Origin of the sequence: Natronobacterium texcoconense, assembly GCF_900104065.1 — an archaeon.
Classification (GTDB): domain Archaea; phylum Halobacteriota; class Halobacteria; order Halobacteriales; family Natrialbaceae; genus Natronobacterium; species Natronobacterium texcoconense.
Genome location: NZ_FNLC01000003.1, coordinates 403002 through 421565 on the forward strand (window position 1 = coordinate 403002; position 18564 = coordinate 421565).

The 18564-nt window shown below is 63.4% G+C and carries 19 protein-coding genes; 8 read left to right on the top strand and 11 right to left on the bottom strand.

Annotation, left to right across the window (positions count from 1 at the left end):
• Positions 1 to 184: 184 nt before the first annotated feature.
• Both BLR35_RS20395 and BLR35_RS15600 read left to right on the top strand, forming a co-directional pair.
• Complete coding sequence (locus tag BLR35_RS20395; RefSeq protein WP_139169313.1) at positions 185 to 436, top strand: hypothetical protein; 252 nt, start codon at positions 185 to 187, stop codon at positions 434 to 436.
• 262 nt (positions 437 to 698) lie between these two features.
• Positions 699 to 1121 (top strand): universal stress protein, encoded by a 423-nt coding sequence (locus tag BLR35_RS15600; RefSeq protein ID WP_090383901.1) that lies wholly within the window; start codon positions 699 to 701, stop codon positions 1119 to 1121.
• 23 nt (positions 1122 to 1144) lie between these two features.
• Here BLR35_RS15600 and BLR35_RS15605 read toward each other — a convergent pair whose 3' ends face one another.
• The gene (locus BLR35_RS15605; protein WP_090383904.1) at positions 1145 to 1648 is read right to left on the bottom strand and encodes a hypothetical protein; all 504 of its coding nucleotides are present in this window, start codon (positions 1646 to 1648) and stop codon (positions 1145 to 1147) included.
• A 145-nt stretch (positions 1649 to 1793) separates the two neighbouring features.
• Between BLR35_RS15605 and BLR35_RS15610 the strand changes: the two genes are divergently transcribed.
• Complete coding sequence (locus BLR35_RS15610) at positions 1794 to 2162, top strand: hypothetical protein (protein ID WP_090383907.1); 369 nt, start codon at positions 1794 to 1796, stop codon at positions 2160 to 2162.
• 98 nt (positions 2163 to 2260) lie between these two features.
• On the opposite strand, the gene cysE is transcribed toward BLR35_RS15610, so the two are convergent.
• Entirely contained in the window at positions 2261 to 2773 is a 513-nt protein-coding gene (cysE, locus tag BLR35_RS15615) for a serine O-acetyltransferase (RefSeq protein ID WP_090383909.1), read from the bottom strand.
• Positions 2774 to 2825: 52 nt separating this feature from the next.
• Entirely contained in the window at positions 2826 to 3494 is a 669-nt protein-coding gene (locus BLR35_RS15620; protein ID WP_090383911.1) for a metallophosphoesterase family protein, read from the bottom strand.
• A gap of 158 nt (positions 3495 to 3652) precedes the next feature.
• Between BLR35_RS15620 and BLR35_RS15625 the strand changes: the two genes are divergently transcribed.
• Positions 3653 to 4114, top strand: a complete 462-nt coding sequence (locus BLR35_RS15625) for a hypothetical protein (protein ID WP_139169314.1) — start codon at positions 3653 to 3655, stop codon at positions 4112 to 4114.
• A gap of 4 nt (positions 4115 to 4118) precedes the next feature.
• On the opposite strand, the gene BLR35_RS15630 is transcribed toward BLR35_RS15625, so the two are convergent.
• From BLR35_RS15630 to pspAB, 4 genes are all read right to left on the bottom strand, one after another.
• Entirely contained in the window at positions 4119 to 4706 is a 588-nt protein-coding gene (locus BLR35_RS15630; RefSeq protein ID WP_090383916.1) for an IMP cyclohydrolase, read from the bottom strand.
• 71 nt (positions 4707 to 4777) lie between these two features.
• Positions 4778 to 5809 (bottom strand): DNA repair and recombination protein RadA, encoded by a 1032-nt coding sequence (gene radA, locus BLR35_RS15635; protein ID WP_090383919.1) that lies wholly within the window; start codon positions 5807 to 5809, stop codon positions 4778 to 4780.
• Between the two features lie 129 nt (positions 5810 to 5938).
• Entirely contained in the window at positions 5939 to 7132 is a 1194-nt protein-coding gene (locus BLR35_RS15640) for an outer membrane protein assembly factor BamB family protein (protein ID WP_090383921.1), read from the bottom strand.
• 282 nt (positions 7133 to 7414) lie between these two features.
• Positions 7415 to 8020, bottom strand: coding sequence for a PspA-associated protein PspAB (pspAB, locus tag BLR35_RS15645; RefSeq protein ID WP_090383924.1), 606 nt, complete (start codon positions 8018 to 8020; stop codon positions 7415 to 7417).
• A 90-nt stretch (positions 8021 to 8110) separates the two neighbouring features.
• Between pspAB and BLR35_RS15650 the strand changes: the two genes are divergently transcribed.
• Together BLR35_RS15650 and BLR35_RS15655 are read left to right on the top strand one after the other, a co-directional pair.
• The gene (locus tag BLR35_RS15650; protein WP_090384181.1) at positions 8111 to 8566 is read left to right on the top strand and encodes a nitroreductase/quinone reductase family protein; all 456 of its coding nucleotides are present in this window, start codon (positions 8111 to 8113) and stop codon (positions 8564 to 8566) included.
• Positions 8567 to 8682: 116 nt separating this feature from the next.
• Positions 8683 to 9318 (top strand): SWIM zinc finger family protein, encoded by a 636-nt coding sequence (locus tag BLR35_RS15655; protein ID WP_090383926.1) that lies wholly within the window; start codon positions 8683 to 8685, stop codon positions 9316 to 9318.
• Between the two features lie 15 nt (positions 9319 to 9333).
• Here BLR35_RS15655 and BLR35_RS15660 read toward each other — a convergent pair whose 3' ends face one another.
• Entirely contained in the window at positions 9334 to 9708 is a 375-nt protein-coding gene (locus BLR35_RS15660; RefSeq protein ID WP_090384183.1) for a CBS domain-containing protein, read from the bottom strand.
• A 138-nt stretch (positions 9709 to 9846) separates the two neighbouring features.
• Here BLR35_RS15660 and BLR35_RS15665 point away from each other — a divergent pair, with 138 nt between their 5' ends.
• Both BLR35_RS15665 and BLR35_RS15670 read left to right on the top strand, forming a co-directional pair.
• Positions 9847 to 11727, top strand: a complete 1881-nt coding sequence (locus tag BLR35_RS15665; RefSeq protein ID WP_090383929.1) for an acyl-CoA dehydrogenase family protein — start codon at positions 9847 to 9849, stop codon at positions 11725 to 11727.
• Positions 11728 to 11905: 178 nt separating this feature from the next.
• Positions 11906 to 12352 (top strand): universal stress protein, encoded by a 447-nt coding sequence (locus BLR35_RS15670; protein ID WP_090383932.1) that lies wholly within the window; start codon positions 11906 to 11908, stop codon positions 12350 to 12352.
• Between the two features lie 13 nt (positions 12353 to 12365).
• Here BLR35_RS15670 and hjc read toward each other — a convergent pair whose 3' ends face one another.
• From hjc to BLR35_RS15685, 3 genes are all read right to left on the bottom strand, one after another.
• Positions 12366 to 12884, bottom strand: coding sequence for a Holliday junction resolvase Hjc (gene hjc, locus BLR35_RS15675; RefSeq protein WP_090383935.1), 519 nt, complete (start codon positions 12882 to 12884; stop codon positions 12366 to 12368).
• Positions 12885 to 12941: 57 nt separating this feature from the next.
• Positions 12942 to 13775 (bottom strand): CPBP family intramembrane glutamic endopeptidase, encoded by an 834-nt coding sequence (locus BLR35_RS15680; RefSeq protein WP_090383938.1) that lies wholly within the window; start codon positions 13773 to 13775, stop codon positions 12942 to 12944.
• Between the two features lie 73 nt (positions 13776 to 13848).
• A complete protein-coding gene (locus BLR35_RS15685; protein ID WP_090383941.1) occupies positions 13849 to 18420 on the bottom strand; it encodes a PAS domain-containing protein in 4572 nt (1523 codons plus the stop codon).
• Positions 18421 to 18564 lie beyond the last annotated feature (144 nt).

Here is an 18564-nt window from a genome sequence, read left to right on the forward strand (position 1 = left end):
CTCCGTTTGTTTCAGACCGAGGTCGATGACCCATCTGCTCACTACACGCTCGAACTGAGCACCATCACTTAGGTCCAGTTTTCGATACGATGACGACCTGTCGATCCACCGTTCGGGAAGCGACGTAAATGATAACTGGTAAAGAGTTATTTGGAATCATGGTAAAGTAAGCAACAACCCCATTATGACCGAATTCCCGAAATTGAATGTATACGGGAAACTCGTCGCGCTGAGCTCCCTTGCTACCCTCGGGCTTACAGTAATCGACGGGTTTGCCGCGCCAGCAATGACGACGGCCGCTTTCGCCGTACTCGTCCTCTTCGTTGCTATGTATCGGAACGAGGACAACTCCGAATCGAGGAGCTCCGATAATGGCGGCGGAACCTCGGACCGCGAAAAAGAAGCGATGGTCGGGCCAGCGGAAGGCGATCTTTAGTATATAGAGCGGTTCGACCAGCGAGACACGATATTCAGGACGTAGTTCCCACCCGAAACTTTGGCTACCTGTACTGACTGATCACTCTTCTCCGCAGATTGCCTCTCAGTTCGCTCCATACTTGCCAGCACGACTGCCGAAATGTCTCACTATTTGTGGGATTAGCAGATTCACCACATCAGAAATCGAAGCGTCGAATCGTTTCTCCTGCGTTCTGGAGACTGTTCTGGGGGTTTATGATCTCCCGTTCGGTACGGTGCGTATGGCAGTTCTCGTAGCCTACGACGGATCGATGCCCGCACAGAAGGCAGTCGATCGTGCGTTCGAAGAGTACGCCGACGAAGAGATCGTTTTGCTGCGCGTCGTCGAGGCGGCGGGCGGGTCGACCAGTGCTGGCATCAATCTCGCACAGGAGGCGCTCAAAGGCGAGCGTGAGGAAGCCTCGAGCGACCTCGAGGAGCAGGTCGACGACCTTGAGGGAACGGAGGACGTCGACTACCGAACCGAGATCGTCGTCGGGGATCCGGCCCACGAGGTCGTCGAGTTCGCCGAGGACGAGGACAACGACGTCGATCACATCCTCGTCGGCAGCCACGGCCGGTCGGGTGTCTCCCGGATCCTGCTCGGGAGCGTCGCCGAAAAGATCGTCCGCCGGGCACCGGTCCCGGTCACCGTCGTTCGCTGACGCTGGACCGAGAGAAGGGTGCGTCACTCGCTCTCCAGAATCACGACGTCCCCTCGCTGTCCTTCGGGCTGGTACTCACAGCGGTAGGTTTCGATATCCGCTGTCGCCTCGAGCGTGAGCGACTCGACTTCACCGACGACCTCGTTTCCGGGGCTCGAGTAGTCTTCGACGATCTCGCGGTCCGCGTCCCAGAACGCGATATTGTGGTGGATGCCGTCCATGTTCTCCCAGATCACCTCGTACTCGCGGCCCGGGACGAGGACGAGCGTCGGGTTCTCGACTCGATCGATCGCTGGCGGTTCGACGCCGACCCAGCCGCCGACCCAGCCGTCGAACCGGATCGTCTCGACGTCACGCCACGCGTCGGGGGCGGTGTTGCCTTCGGTGGTCTCGGCTTCGTCGACGACGGGTTCGTCTTCCTCGCTCTCGCTGTCGGGGTCGCCGCCGAGACAGCCGGCGACCGCAGCCGCGACTGTCGTTCCGACGCCCGTCAGGAGCGTCCGTCGTCGGATGTCACTCGAGGCCATTGACGGACGTAGGGCTCCCAGCGGCATAAGACGCAGTCGTTCTCCATCTGACTGTTTCACGGGTTGGAACGTCACCGACCGTCTTCGAACCCCTGGTTGCGTACTCCGGGCCTGTGCTTACCGACCTCGCCGTTCATGAACGGATATGAGCCAGCGAAACGACGACGCTGCCTACACTGAACTGACGCCCGACTCCTGGCATCAGAACGACGAGGGGAACTACTACATCGAGTGTCCGGAGTGTGGCTCAGCGGCGACGCTGATGAACGTCGTCAAACACGGCCGCTGTAACGGCTACCTCGATCAGCAAGAGGGTGAGACGGAACTCGACGAGGAGAAATTCGATTGCACGGCGAAACTCTGGTTCGAACTCGGCTACACGTCCGATCCCGACGACGAAATGACGGATGACGCCGTCGGCGAATCCGCGAGCGACGTCGAGATGGAGGAGGGAGTGCCGGCAGAGGGATCGCCACCAGGAACGGACGGGACGGTCGACGACGACCAGACGTAAGGAAAACCAGCAGTCTCATACGGACTGCTGTAACGACGTACCGGCGCAACCGCAGGACGGGCCGCGGTTGCGCTGGAAGTGACTTACAGTAGTCCGTCTCACTCGTCGATTCGCCGGGCCGGAACGCCAGCGACAGTCACACCCGGATCGACGTCGTCGGTGACGACCGAGCCAGCGCCGACAGCTGCGTCCTCGCCGATGGTGATGTCCCCGAGCAGCGTCGCGTTCGCGCCGATTTTCACCCCTTCCTCGACCGTCGGGTGACGTTTGACGGGTTCGGCCGTGTCACCGCCGAGCGTGACGCCGTGGTACATGTGGACGTCGTCGCCCACTTCGGCCGTCTCGCCGATGACGACGCCCATCCCGTGGTCGATCGTCACCCGGCGACCGATCGTCGCGCCGGGATGGATCTCGACGCCGGTCAGCCACCGCACCAGCTGGGAGAACAGCCGTGCGAACAGCCGAAGCCTGGCGTTCCAGAGTCGGTGAGCGATCCGGTGTCCCCAGACGGCGTGGACGCCCGGATAGCAGAGCGCGACCTCGAGACATCCTTTCGCGGCCGGATCCCGATCACACATCGTCCGCACGTCTTCGCGGAGCCGTCCGAGCATCTGTGGTGGCTCGGAATCGGGAGCACCCGCTCTAAAAAGAATCGTTTCTCGATCACTTCCCGCGAGCGAGTCTGCGCCCGATCCGCTCGGGGAGCCCTGCCTCCGTGACCGCCTCCTGGACTGCTTCGATATCGTACTCGACGCGATGGGTCTCGACGGTCATCGCCTCGAGGTCGACCACCGCGTACCCCGCTCGCGGATCGCCGTCTCGAGGTTGGCCGACGCTGCCGGGGTTGAGGACGATCCCTTCCGCGAATTTCTCGACGCCCTGGACGTGGGTGTGACCGAGCACGAGCACGTCCTCGTCGTCGAGCAGCCGTGGCGAGAACTCCTCGGGATACGTGTACCGTGCGTATCGGTCCGGATCGTCGGGATGACCGTGGACGATCTTCAGCCGACCGTCACACTCGAGGCGCTCTTTCGGGAGATTCGCGAGCCACTCGAGTTGGTCGTCCGAAAGCTGCTCTTTGGCGTGTTCGACGCCCGCCTTCGCCATCCCGTTAAATTGGAACGGTGTCGTCGCAGCGACTGCCGCGTCGTGGTTGCCCATCACCGTCGGCACCCCTCGCTGCCGGAGTTCGTCGACACAGTCGCCCGGCCAGGGGTTGTAGCCGACGACGTCGCCCGCACAGACGAGTTCGTCGACCGGCGGCATGTCCTCGAGGACGGCCTCGAGGGCGACGCGATTGCTGTGGACGTCCGAGATGAGTCCGACCTTCATGTCCGTGCTCGAGGCTAACGGGTGCGAGGCGTTTGTAGGTTATCCGGACCGTCTTCAGTCGCTGGCGCTCCCGTTCCTGTGGCCGGTTCGAACCGATGCCGATTTTGGGATGCTCGGTCGAGCAAAAGACACTTTTCAATCTGGTACCAAGTTAGCTCGTGACCCGTATCACGCGCCGCCGCGCCCTCCAGTTCGGTAGCGTCACCCTCGGAGCCGTGGTTGCGGGCTGTTCGTCGCTCGGAGTAGGGGCGGCCGAATCGACTCGCCTGACAGGGATACGGATCAAGAACCGTGACCCGACCTCTCGAGCCGTTCACGTGTTGATTCTCGACGGTGACGATCCGGTTTACTGGGGCTCGGAAGTGGCGGATGCGTATTCGGTGGGAGAGGATCGTCGCGATGAGGCGGATTTCGAGGGGGTCCCGACCGAACTCGGAACCCACGTCCTGTACGCATGGCGCGACGACCAGCCCAGAGACGAGTGGGAACGGTTCGACTTCGGCGACTACGAGCCCTCCTGTGGGCAACTCGTGATCGGGATCGGTTACACCGACGATGATCAGGGAGAACTCACGATTATGACAGCAGACGAGTGTCCCCGCGACGACCACGAACGCTGACGGCTCAGTCGCCGTTCTCTATTGCCGTCTCGAACCCGTCGTCGGTCAGCGCCACACCTGCCGCACAGACCTCGTGTTCGAAGTCGAGTCCGTACGCCTCCTGCGCCGCGTCCTCGGCACTCTCGACGTCGAATTCGTACGCGTCGGGAGAGTCTTTCTCGTAGGTCGCGACCAGCGTCGGTTCGTCGACGGTCTCGACGACGAGAGCGTCCTTGCGGACCGTACCGATCAGCGCCTCGTCGTCGTCGATCGTCGCGGCGATGCGTGGCGTGTCGTAGTCGTCTTTCTCGTAGTCCAGTGCCAGCAGGCTCTCCGCGAGGGCGTCTCGAGCGGGGTAGCCCAACTCGAGTTTCTCCGCGATCGGATCGACGTGCGAGCCGTTACCGAACGCGGCAGTCTCGCCAGTCGGCGTCTCGACGACGCGCAGGCAGTTGTAGGAGACGTACGGGTTGTCCGTCTCCGGCGCGTCCTCGGTGGGACCGACGGTGAGCGCTTCGTCTCGAGCGGTGATCTCGCGGTTCGGGAACGACCTCGAGGAGACGCGATAGGCGCCGACCTCGGGGCCAACGACGACGAATCGTCCGACGTACATGGGTGTGGATGCGCGAGGGGTGGGAAAAGGAATGTCGGTTCTCGATCGTGGACCTCGAGAGGCCGGGGGCGCTACTCGGGCTTCAGACCGCCGTCTTCGACACGCATGACGGCTTCGCCGTCGGCGAGGTTCGGCGCGTCGACGAGTCGAACGATCCGCTTGTCACCCTTGGACTTGCGGAGGTAGATGCGGAACGTGGACTTGTGGCCGAGGATGTTGCCACCGATCGGCTGGGTCGGGTCGCCGAAGTAGGAGTCGGGGTTCGAGGCGACCTGGTTGGTGACGATGACAGCGGCGTTGTAGAGGTTGCCGACCTTGTCGAGGTCGTGAAGGTGCTTGTTGAGTTTCTGCTGGCGGTCCGCGAGTTCGCCACGGCCGACGTACTCGGCACGGAAGTGGGCCGTCAGGGAGTCGACACAGAGCAGTCGGATCGGGTACTCGGAGTCCTCGTGTTCGCTCGCCAGGTCCTTGGCCTTCTCGGCCAGCAGCATCTGGTGGTTGGAGTTGAACGCCTTCGCGACGTGGATCTTCTCGAGAATGGCTTCGACGAGTTCCTCGAGTGCGTCTTCGTCGTCGGCCGAGCCTTCGATCTCGCGGTCCTCCATGGTGGCCTCGATGACGTCGTCGGGGAGGCCACGGACCATGTCGTCGATTCGTTCGGGACGGAACGTGTCCTCGCTGTCGATGAACATCGCGCTACCGTGGAGACCGCCGACCTCCTCGGGGAGCTGGACGTTGACGGCCATCTGGTGGGTAACCTGGGACTTACCGGAACCGAATTCGCCGTACACCTCGGTGATCGACTGGGTCTCGATTCCGCCGCCGAGCAGGTCGTCGACCTCGTCGATGTGCCAGCTCAGTTTGCCGATCTGGTTTCGTCGTTCGAGGACCGTCGAACCGGTCTCGAAACCGCCGACGTCGGCGGCGTCACGAGCAGCACGGACGATGTCCGCGGCGGTGGACTCGCCGACGTCCGCCGTGTTCGATAGTTCGGAGGGCGAGGCCACGGCGAGACTCTGGAAGGACTCGAAGCCTGCGTCCTGGAGTTTCTCTGCGGTTGCCGGTCCAACGCCGGGGAGCGTCTCGAGATCTGCGTCGGGCATACTCCGTCGTTGTGCCGGACCCCCCATAAACCCTCGTTAACAGGGAAGTGAAAGTGAAAGTGCGGGACTGCGACGACCCGGTCGGAAGCGAAGCAGTAGGTTTAGGTAGGAGAAGGCTGGCTCGAGTCGCTACGGCCGCGACTCGTCGGGGTCCCAGGTCAGGCAGTACAGTCGACCGTCGTCGCTGCCGACGAACAGCTGGCGGTCGCCGATTGCGGGCGTGCTCGAGATGCCGTCGGCGGCGCCGAAGTGCCAGAGGTGGGTACAGTCGTCGGCGAGGTCGAGTCCGTACAGCGAGCCGGTCGCGTCGGCGACGCAGACGACGTCGCCGACGACGACGGGACAGCCACGGACTGGCCCGTCGAGCGGGACGCCCTTCTTGGCGAACAGCCAGCCGCGGAGTTTGCGCCGGCCGAACTTCGTGTCGGTGACGTGGAGGTAGCCGTCGGTCGCTCCGACGAGCGTCGTATCGACCTCGGGCAGCACCGTCGCCGAGGAGTTGAACGCGTCACGGATCTCGTAGGAGAACCACGACTGGCCCGAATCCGTATCCATCGCGAGCATGGTGCCGTCGTCGTCGCTCACGTAGACCAGTCCGTCAGCGACCGTCGGCCCGCCAGCGATACCGCCGTCGGCGGGTGCGGTCCAGACTTCTTCGCCCGTCTCGACCTCGAGGCCGTAGACCGTCCCGTCCTCGGTGCCGGCGTAGACGCCCGCGTCATCCGCGTCGCCCTCGTCGTCTCCGGACGATATTGTTACGTCGACTGAGATGTCGCCGGATTCCGGAACCTGAGGCTGGCTCTCCTCGAGCGGCGCGGTTTCGGCTTCGTCGTCGGCGACCGCGGGAGAACCGACGATCGGCGACTCGGTTTCGTACGTCCAGCACAGTTCGCCGCTCTCGCCTTCGAGAGCGGACAACCCTGCCGTGTGGCCGACGTACAACTGTCCGTCGTCGGCGGTCAACGACGAGGAGAGCGATCCGGGTAGTTCGGTACGCCAGCGTTCGTCTCCGGTTCCGGGATCGATCGCGTAGACGGTGCCGTCCTCGGTGGCGAGAAACAGTCGATCGCGGGTGACGACCGGCGTCGCGCCCGTGGCGTTTAGCGTCTCGAAGGTCCACCGGCGACGGCCCGTCTCGCGCTCGAGCGCGTAGAGATTGCCTCGCCCGGTGCCGACGAAGACGGTGTCGCGATCCAGTACCGGCGATCCGACCGGTCCGGTGAGGTCGACGGTCCAGTCGGTCTCGATCCGAAGCGGCCCGTCGAGGTCGCGCCGGACGCCCGAGTTCTGTGGGTCGCCCTTGTGCTGGTTCCAGCTAGTCACTGGCAGGGGCTACTCAATGGACCAGTATAATGGAATGGATACGTCTCGAGGGTTGGGGGAAAGGGGGAAAACCGGCAGGAACCGAGTCGATGCGTGTATGGCGCAGCTGATGATGTGGCGTCGGTCGCCTGCCGTACCCTTCTCTACCGGTTGGAGCGGCATACGCGTGCTCCCAAAGTGATTTGGACGGACGATCCGACGGATCTCATCCTGTCACGTCATTTCCGCCACAACCGCGACACATCCTTCGGTTGCGCCGGGCTACCGTTACAGCAACCCGTATTACTCCCAGGGATGAGTGCCGCTCGAACTCGGCCACAGCGGGTACCAGTACTCCTTCTCGCGTTCGATCTCGAGTTCGCCGTCCAGCGCGGCCTCGAGTTTGAACTCCGCGCTCGAGTCGCGCTCTCGCCCTGGCCGTGGCGCGAAGGGGTAGTACGCGCCCCGACGGAACGAGTAGATCCAGTAGGCGGGACCGTCCCGCCCCTCGTAGGCGAAGACGGCGGCGAGCAGCCGCGAGCCGTAGTCGTGCTCGATGAACGTGTCCGCGGCGAAGTGGAGGCTGGTGATCAGGTCCTCGGGGTCGTCGTCCTCCAAGATCACCCAGTGATAGCCGTGGTCGTCTTCGGAGACGTCGAAGTCGGTGCCGGTCTCTTGCTGGCCGGCCTCGAGGATCGCCTCGACCTCGTCGACGGCCTCCTGGAAGCTATGCGAGTCGACGCCGGAGAAACAGAGCGCGCCGACGTCCGCCGACTCGTAGCCGAGTTCGGCCTCCATCGTCAGGTATGCGGTGCTCATCCCGAAGAGGTCGTCGGGGTCGGCGTCACGACTCGCGTCGGTTTCGGCGCGTACCCCGAGTACGGACCGGATCCCGTCCAGCAGTCCCATAGCCGATAGGACGGCCGCGGCCCTTTAGAATTCACGTGTTTCGGCACGATTGCCCGAACAGTGATGGCCCTCTCGCCCATCTCGTCGATCGTGTCTCGAGTCTCGAGTAGCGTAGCGACGATCGCCCGCGAGTTCGAAACGCGGGTCGCGAACCCGGTCGTACGGTGGCTCCTCCGATCGCCGTTGCACCCGCTCGCCAGTTTCGCGCTCGTGCTCGTCACCTACAGGGGACGACGGAGCGGCCGGGAGTACACGATCCCGGTCGCGTACGCTCGCGACGACGGTCCGCTCGTCGCTGTCACGCCGAAGTCGGAGACGATCTGGTGGACCAACTTCCGGGAGCCAGCCGCGTGTGTGGTCCGACTCCAGGGTACCCGAGAGGCAGCGATCGGTGAACTCGTCACTGACGACGCCGAACGGGCCGAGCTGCTCGAGGTCTACGCCGAACAACGACGCCTGCTGGGGCGAGTGCTCGGACTCGGGGATCGGGATGGCGACTCGAGTGGAGACGAACTCGCTGTCGTTCGGTTCTCGCTCGACTCCTGACTGAAGTCACCATTTCAGACTTACAGTCCTTCTAACCTCCGACGAGGCCGTTATACGCGTCGAACCCGTAGTGAAGTCGAATAGCCAACCGACCAGTTCGCCCCTTCGATGCACCCATGAAAACAAAAGCATCACCGAAAGCACCCTTGCCAGTACCGCCCACGGATCACCTCGAGGAGCGGTCGCTCCGGGCGCACACCGAGCCGATGTCGGTGCTCCCGCTGGGCGACGGCCTCTACGAGGTCGAGTCCGGTAGCGACCACACCTATCTCGTCGACCTCGAGGCCGGCCGCTGTACCTGTCCCGACCACGTCTTCCGTGGCGTCCGGTGCAAACACGTCCGCCGGATCGCCATCGAGATCACCGAGGGTCGGACGCCGCCGCCGGGAGAGGTTTCGCTCGAGTGCCACGATTGCGAGGGGGCGGTGTTCGTAGATGAAGAGGACGCCGTCCAGCCTGTCTACTGCGACGAACACGAGATCTGGCCGGGAGACCCGGTTCGCGACCGCGAGACGGGCGACCGGCTGACGGTCGTCGACGTCTCTCCCTACCGTGCGGACGCGGTCTCGATTTCGGAGGCCGACACCTCCGTAGCCGACTATCCGACGAACGAAGCCTACGACCCCGACGTGCCGGTCGTCGGCGCGGTCTACCCCCACGCCAACGTGAAGCAAAACGGCGTCGTACCATCGTCGCTGAAGGTGTACGTCTTCCCGCGGACGCGGCTCACGAAGGCAGAGGGCCAGTCGTAGCACTCGAGTCGGTCGCTACGACAGATGTGCCGTGACGTCCGTCGAGGAGACCATTCCGACGTAGTCGTCGTCGACGACCGGGAGGTGTTTGATCCCGTAGGTAGTCATCATCGCGGCGACCTCCTCCATGTAGAGGTCCGGTGCGGCAGTTTCGACGTCGGTCGTCATCACGTCCGAGACCTCGAGTTCCGTGGGGTCTTTCCCCTCGGCGACGGCGTCGAGGACGTCCGTACTACTGATGATCGCCCGTGGCGTGGTCCGGACTACGAGCGCGTTGATGTCCTTTTCTCGCATCTGCTGGGTCGCTTCCATCACGGTCGCGTCTTTTGCGATCGTCTCGAGCGGCGCTGACATCACGTCTTCGACGGTCGTTCGGTCGTCTGTGTTCATAGGCCACACGACGACCCCGCCCATCATGATAGTTTCCCGCACGGCAATCTGTCGAATGGATCGTCGAAAAACGCTCGAACACGGACGAGCCGTTTGTTTGCACCGGTTTTATCGAGATTCGTGAGCAAGTACCAGGGTATGAGTCGGCCCATCGATTACGGCGAGTTCGAGGAGGGACGGAACGTCAACTACTGGGAACTCGACCGGGCGATCCAGCGCGAACTCCGGCGAATCTACGCCGACGACGAGTTCGCATGGGCCAAGCCACGACTCTCGGAGTTCGGCGCCGTCGTCGGCCATACGATCGCCGACAACGCCGACTACGTCGACGATCACGGTCCCGAACTCGAGTCCTACGACAAACACGGCGACGTCCAGAACCGCGTTCGGTATCCCGCGGAACTGCTCGAGAGCGAGCAACTCGCTTACGAACGCGGAATCGTCGCCGACGCGTTCGAAGCGCCACCGGGCCGCGACGAACCGATGCCGCTTGCGCACAACCTCGCGATGCAGTACCTGCTGTCCTACGCCGACCCTGGTTTCGACTGCCCGGTCGCGATGACCGCAGGTGCGGCGCTCGTCCTCGAGAAGTTCGACGACGGTTCGCTCGAAGAGTACTACGAGGCTCTGACCAGCCGCGACTACGAGGGGCTGATCGAGGGCGCGATGTTCCTCACCGAGAAGCAAGGTGGCAGCGACGTCGGGGCCGCCGAGACGCTCGCCGAGTACGACGAGGAAGCCGACTGCTGGCGGCTCACGGGCGAAAAGTGGTTCTGCTCGAACATCGACGCCGAAGGGACGCTCGCACTGGCACGCACTCCCGACGCGCCCGAGGGCACCGACGGCCTCTCGATGTTTCTCGTTCCCCACGCGGATCCCGACCACTCCGAGGGGCCGTGGACCAAGGGCGACCGACTCGAGGACGGCTCGCTCTCCCCCGACGAGGCCAACGACCAGTTCTACCGGCGACTCAAGGACAAACTCGGCACCATCTCGGTGCCGACGGGCGAGGTCGAGTTCGACGGCGCGAAGGCTTACCTCGTCGGCGAGGAAGAGCGTGGCTTCAAGCAGATGACCGAGATGCTCAACTTAGAGCGGCTGTCGAACGCTGCGGCCTCTTGCGGCATTATGGGACGGGCGCTGCTCGAGAGCAAGATCCACGCCGCGAACCGGGAGGCGTTCGGCGAGACGATCGATCAGTACCCGCTGATGCGTGAGGACCTGGTGGACATGACGGTCGACCACGAGGCTGCGACGGCGTACGTCTTCGAGGTCGCGCGGCTGTTTTCGGAACGCGAGCGCGCCGAACGGGGCGCGGAGCCACGCTCCGCGGAATCCACGAGCGGTGGAACCGCGAGCGCCGGTGAGGACGCCGACGACGTTTACCGTCTCATGCGCCTGCTGATCCCCATCGCCAAACTCCGGACGGCACGGATGGCCGTCGACACGGCCTCCTACGCGATGGAGGTCCAGGGCGGCAACGGCTACGTGAACGACTTCGTCACCAACCGGCTGCTGCGGGACGCCCAGGTGCTGCCGATCTGGGAGGGCACCGAGAACGTCCTCTCGCTGGATGTCCTGCGGGCCCTCGAGCGCGAGGACGCCCACGAACCGCTCCGAGAGGCCGTCGAGGAACGACTCGAGTCAGTTACCCATCCGGCGCTCGAGGACGCCGCGGAGACGGTCGAGAGCGAGTTCCGCGACCTCGAGACGGCGCTCGTGACGCTTGCAGGCGAGGACGCCGAGTACGCACAGCTGTCGGCCAAACGGCTCGCTCACTACGTCTTCGATGTGTTCACGGCGGCGCTGTTGCTCGAGGAGGCACAGACGAAACTGGAAGACGACGAGGACGGACGGCTGGCACTGATCGCGAACCGCTTCGTGACGAACGAACTCGAGAATCGGGAGGCCCGTGGAATCACGAGCGGGGACCGATTCCCGCTCGAGAGCTTCGACGCGGTCGTTCGCCACGAACCGGTCGACTCCGAGTCCCTGCTCGAGCGCCGGGAAGCCGTGTGAGCGAGTTCGTCGTGACGCATTTCGGGACGGTCGTCCGTGAGTCGACCGCCGTGGCGGTCACTCGAGTGTACTGCCCGGACTGACCGGTCGATAATTGTGCTCGTGGGACCGCTGTGTCGATTCCTGATAGCAGGTAATTGGAACAACACACTTGTCGTCCGGACTGGAAGTCTCGACTATGGTGATACTTGCTGCGATCGACGAGACGGAACGGTCGAAACGGGTCGTCGAAGTAGCCAACGACCTCGCGACGACGTACGACGATCCGCTCGTCGCGTTACACGTCGTTCCGGAAGAGGAGTACAGGGCACACAAGGAGAGTCTCGAGAGCATTCAGGGGATGGGTGACTTCTCGCTGAGTCAGCAGGCCGACAGCGCAAAGCGGTTCGCACAGCAGTTCGTCATCGAAACGGTCGACGTCGATATGGACCGGCTCAGGGCTCGCGGTCGCGTCGGCGAGGTATCCGACGAGATTCTGGCCGAAATCGACGCCCTCGAGCCACGGTACCTCGTCATCGGCGGCCGTCGTCGGTCCCCAGCCGGCAAAGCCGTCTTCGGAAGCACCGCACAGCGACTCCTGCTGGACGCGGAGTGTCCCGTCGTCTCGCAGATCGTCGACGAATGAGACGGCGAGGCGGCTACTCGAGCAACTCGGCCGCTTCCTCTACTTCCATCGTCCCCTGTTTGACCGCGTTCAGGACCCGGAGGGTGTCCTCGTCGAGGCCGTCGTCGTCGCTGCTGATCTCCTCGAGCGTGACTTTCTCGGTGTCGCCGACGAACTCCGGGAAGTCGGTGCCGTCGGCGAGCGCGGTCTCTTTCTTGACGCGGTAGTTGCCGCCGTCAGTGACGTGCAGGTCGGCGGGGTGGAAGAAGTACCAGTCCTCGCGGTCGAACCGGACGCCGATTCGCGGTTTCGCACCGAAGTTCTGGGCGAAGTAGGTCAGGGCCTCGACTTCCTCGCCGGTGAGATAGATCGGATCGCCGGAACTCGATTTGGCCTCGATCGCATAGAACTGCTCGCCGTCGCCGGCGAGTACGTCGGGGAGTTCACGTTCCGTCGCAGAGCCGCTCGCGGGCGCTCGCATCACCGCGAAGCCGGCCTCGTCGAGTTCGTTGACGAGTTCCCGTTCGCGGCGGTCGCCCTTCGCCTGAGACATACCCCACTCTCTCCCGCGGCGACTAATAAAGGAACGGACAGCGGAGTGAACGTGGTACTACAGCGGGACGAACGCGACTGCCTCGATCAGCGAGGTTGCAACGTCTTGCTCGAGGCCGTAGGCCATCGATATGTAGAGAATGACGAACTGGAACGCGTTGAGTGCGGCGTGGGCGATAGTCGGGACCAGGAGGTTGTCGGCCCTGACGTACACGTAGCCGAAGATCACGGACCCACCGAACATGATGACGAGCGACGCGAGGGTTGCGACGACCGATCCGGCGAGTGCGTACATCGGGAAGTGGACGAGAGCGAAGATGACGCTCGTGACCAGGACCGCTTGCATCGGGGTAAACGCCTCGTACAGTCGCTTCTGGATGACGTTCCGGAAGAGAAACTCCTCTGCTGGTGCATTGAAGAAAAAGACGATGACGATCATGATCAGGACCATCGTCTGGTCGCCGCCGATGATGTCGACGACCTGGCTATCCGCGGCGGGAACGCCGAGCAACTCGTAGAGAAAACTGACGACGAACAGGAAGGCGATGCTCCCGACGCTGCCGGCAAGCATGTAGATCCAGTCCCGTTTCGTCGGCACGCGAAGGTCGATCCACGACAGTCCGCGATCGGTCCACAGCAGGTAGATGATACCCGCAAGCGTAATTCCGACGAAGTTCAACGCCATGAAGAGCGTTCGTCCCAGGAGGGAGGTCTCACCGTACTCGCCGGTCTGGGTGGCCTCGAGCAGTGCGGGGTCGACCAGAAACGCTGGCAGCGTCGTAACCTGTGGCACGACGACGAGGCCGAAGGCCATCAGTCCGACGGCGACGAGCATCGATCGGACCGGCGCGCCGTCGCGCTCTATATCGGCAGGGCGGGAGGGTGTTTCCATGTGTACGGCTAGCCGATCACGCTCCTTGGGCGTTCCTGTCTTTATCCGTTTCAGAATTAACGTACGAACAGGGTCACTCTCCTGTAACCGCGATCGTGCCGTCCTCGAGCAGCTGTGCGAGCAACCGTCCCTGACCGATCCTGAGGTGGCGGTTGACCGTCGGCTGGCTCACGTCTAACATCGTGGCGATCTCTTCGCCGGTGCTCTCGCGAGGCCACTCGAAAAAGCCCGCGAAGTAGGCCGTCCGAAGCACCTCGAGTTGGCGGTCCGTGAGGTCGTCGAACAGCGAGGTGACGAGCTCTCGCCGGGTGTGCATCGCACGTTCGACGTGACGGCGTCGTCTGAGGTCGGCCTCGCCGTAATCGTCTGCGATCACCTCGACGAACTCTCGGACGTCGGTTCCCGTCGGGACGTCGACGGTAACGACCGTCTCGTCGCCGTCGGCGCGGATCGATCGAGGACTCCCGCCGTGGCGAACCAGTTGCGAAGCGATGGCGGAACCGGTCACGAGCGCCTCGAACCGGCAGGTGTTGACCTCGTCGCCGTCGTCACCGTCGTCGCTGATCAGCCGGTACTGCGAGACGGAGACGAGATCCTCGAGTACGTCCGTCACTGCCTCGGACTCGACGCCGTGGGTCTCGAAGAAAAGCAGCGTCTCCTCGCCGGAGTTGGTTCCCATCCCCTCGTACTCGACACGTGCGCCCGTCATCGACGCGATCCGGGACAGGACGTCGCTCGAGTCGGGTATCTCGAGAGTGAGTTCGACCGCTGTCTCCGCGTGGAGTGCCTCTCGAGTCTTCGTCGCGGTGATCGCGTTTGCGATCGCCTCGCCGAGTTCGGTGAAGACGGTTCGCTCGAGTGACGTGAACGCGTCAGGATCGGTCGCGTACACGGTCAGGACGCCGTAGCTGTAGTCTTCGATCGTGAGTGGGACGCTGATGACCGACTGGAAACCGGCGTCGAGAGCCTGCTTGCGCCACGACTCCTCTTGCAGTCGGTCGACGACGTTCTCGACGACCGTCGTCTCCCCGTTTCGTTCCGTACGGACTGCCGGTTCGCTCGAGCCGTCGCTGTCGAACGAGACGGCGTCCATGTACTCTTCGTGTCCTCCTGCCCAGCTTCGAGGCTCGAGCGTTCCTTCGGCCGAGTTCGCGTCGCCGATCCAGGCGAACGCGACGTCGTCGTTCTCGACCAGTCGTTCCGGGACGGTTTCCTCGATCTCGTCGCGACTCGTCGCCCCGATCAGCGACTGGTTGATCCGCCGAATCGTCTCGTTGACCGTAACCTGGCGCCTGAGCCGCTGGTTTCGCGTCTCGAGTTCGGCGTCGCGCTCGCGGAGGCTGGCCTCGCTCTCGAGGCGATCGAACGCGGCCTCGGCCGTCGCGACGAGCGTCTCGATCAGTCGACGCGCTTCGATGTCGATCGGTTCCGAGTCGGACGCGACCGTGAAGACGCCGTGGTCACCGATCGGAACGACGACTGCGCTCTCGGCGTCCGCTTCGAAGGCGTCGGAGCGATCGAACGCGGCCGGATCCTCGACGACCGTCTGTGCCCCGGTGACGAACGCATTCCAGAGCACGGAGTCGCTGTTGCCGGCCGCAGCCGACGGCTCGTCGCTCGAGAGCCGATCGAACGCGTCCGTGTGGCTGACCGGGACAAGGTGGTTCACGTCCGAATCGAGTCGGTAGAGAGCGACGGCCTGTGCCTCGAGGACGTCTTCTGCGGCGTCGACCACCTGGTCGGCGATCTCCGTGACCGTCTCCGCACCGAGCAGTCCGCGGGTCGCCTCGTGGAGCGACTCGAGGGCCAGTTCCCGTCGTTTCAGGTCGGTGATATCCTGGAGCGCCCCCTGGTACTTGACGAGTTCGCCGTCCTCGAAGACGGGAGCGCCGAATCCGCGAACCCACCGCAATTCGTCGGGCGACGGCTGCATCCGCGCCTCGAGGTCGTAGACGGTTTCGGTCTCGATCGCCGTTTCGAGTGTGTCCCACACTTCTTGCCTGTCTTCTGGATGATACTGTTCGATTGCGGCCGCCAGATCGGACCCCTCCTCTTTCGACATGCCGTGGATTCGGTACAGCTCTTCCGTCCACGTCGACTCGCGGGGTTCTTCCCGCAGGTCGAGTTCCCAGCCACCGATGTTCGCCATCCGCTGGATCCGCTCGAGGAACGCCTGCGTCCGCTCGAGTTCCTGTTCGCGTTCTTTCTGGTCGGTAATGTCCTGGATCGACCCGCGGACCGCGACGATCTCACCGTCGTCGACGACCGGTTCGCCGATCGTCCGGACCCATCGCTGTTCGCCGTCGTCCCGGATAAATCGCAGTTCGAGGTCGTAGGGGTCGCCGTCCTCGATCGCCCGTTCGACCGCCTGCTCGAGTTCCGGACGGTCCTCGGGATGGTAGTATTCGAGACCTAACTCGAGAGTTCCGTCGATCCCGGGTTCGAGGCCGTAGATGCGAGCCGTCTCGTCGGTCCACTCGACGTGTCGTTCGTCTACGTCGAGTTCCCAGCCACCGACGTTTGCGACTCGCTGAGACTGCTCGAGCAGGGCCTGTGTCCGCTCGAGTTCCCGTTCTCGTTCTTTCTGGTCGGTAATGTCCTGGATCGACCCACGGATCACGACGGCCTCGGTATCGTCGTATCTGTCGGTGTCGTGGCCGCTGCCGATCGGTTCACCGATCGCCCGAACCCACCGCGTTTCGCGGTCGTCTCCGAGGACGCGCAGTTCGAGATCGTAGGGGTCGCCGTCCTCGATCGCTCGCTCGATCGCACGCTCGAGTTCTGGCCGATCGTCGGGATGATACAACTCGAGTGCCCGCTCGTAGTCGACGTCCGAACCGGGTTCGATACCGTGAATTCGTGCCGTCTGGTTGGACCACCGGATGCCGTACTCGTCTTCGTCGGCGTGCAGTTCCCAGCCGCCGACGTCTGCGACCCGCTGGGACTGCTCGAGCAGGGCGCGCGTCCGCTGGAGTTCCCGCTCGCTCTCGACCTGGGGAGTGATGTCGATGATAACTCCCTCGAGATGGTCGAGATCGCCGTCTTCGTCGAACACGCCACGACCCTGTTCGCTCAGCCAGCGCCGTTCGCCGTCGGCGGTTTCGATCGGGTACGTCACCTGGTAGGGCTCTTTTGCTGCTATCGCTCGCTGTACGCTGCTCCAGAGACCGTCGTTGCCGTCGAGAATGACGTCTTCGGACCAGTCGACGTCTCCGTCGACCAGTTCGTTCGTGTCGTACCCCGTAATTTCAAACGCGCCGTCGCTCACGAACTCGAAGGGCCACTTCGGTTCGTTCTCGCAGCGGTAGACGATCCCTGGAACGTTGCTCATCAGCGTCGACAGCTCTCGTTCCTGTTCCTGGAGTTTTCGCTCGCGTTCCTTGCGTTCGGTGACGTCTTCCTGGAAGCCGACGAAGTTGATCACGTCTCCCTCGTCGTCTTCGATCGGCGCGATACTCACCCGGTTCCAGAATTCGGTGCCGTCCTTCCGGTAATTGCGGAGTTCGACGACCGCCGACTCCGCAGCGTCGACCCCCTCTCGGAGCGTCGCAACCCGTTCGGGGTCGGTGTCCGCTCCCTGCAGGAACCGACAGTTCCGGCCACGAACGTCGGACTCGAGGTACCCCGTCAACCGCTCGAACGTCTCGTTTGCGTACACGATCGGATTGTCCGGTTCGTCGGGATCCGTGACGGTAACCCCGATCGGTGCCGCATCGAGCACGCGACTCTTGAACTGTAGTTCCCGTTCGTACTCCTGGCGCTCGAGTACGTCTTCTACCCGCCGACAGACGAGATCGACGAAGGCACGTTCACTCTCCGTAACCGGCGGTTCCCGTGATTCCCGATCGACGAAACAGACCGCGCCGTACAGTTCGCCGCTGATCTCGATTCGACCACCTGCGTACCACTCGATTTCTTCGTCTTCGGAACCCTCGTTTCCGTCCCCGTCGTGGTTCGCAACCACGTTCGAACCGCCGTTCGAGTCGATCACGTACCGGCGGAGTATCTTCCGGAGCTGTGAGTTACTTCCACAGTCGATCGCTGGTTGCGTTGATTCTGAGTGTCGTACTCGGATCTCGGGCTGTGTCCCACCCTCGTCGATGCGTGCGACGACCCCCGCCTTCAGGTCGAGCCGTTCGCACCCTACCTCGAGTATCTCTGCGATCGTCTCCTCACTGTTTGCGTCGGATTCCGACGTGATTCGATCGACTTTTCTCCGGTATCGCTCGTTCGCGGCGAGACCACGCGTTCGTTCCTGAACGACGCTCGTCAGGTCGCCGATCGCTTCGGATAGATCCTCGAGTTCGTCGTCCCGGCCCGGCCCGTGGCCGTGATCGAGGTCGACGTCGAGACTCTCTATCTCGGCAGTCGCTTCCGTTTCCTCGAGCGTGTCGGTGACGGACCGAACCTCGGCGGTGAGTCGTTCGACGACGCTCGATCGACCGGGACTGCCACCGGCGGCGAGTGCGAGAACGCCCGGAACCTCCGACTCGAACGGAAGGGGGAGCGACGAAGCAGCGACGGCAAGTACGAACGCGCAGATCCCGATCGTCGCCACGAGCCACGATCCGGCCTCCACCGTTCGGTTTTCCCGACACCCGGAACTGGAGGTATCTCTTCGGGACGGAACAGGGCCGCGGAACATAACTCCAGTACAGTCCGCCAGGGATTATACGTTGGGGAGGGACGGCCGGCGCCCTCCCGTTCTTCCACAGGGGGGTTATACACGTAGTGTCCAACGTAGAGAGGCTCAACGTATATAACGGACAGAGAAATCCCCCGTTCGCCC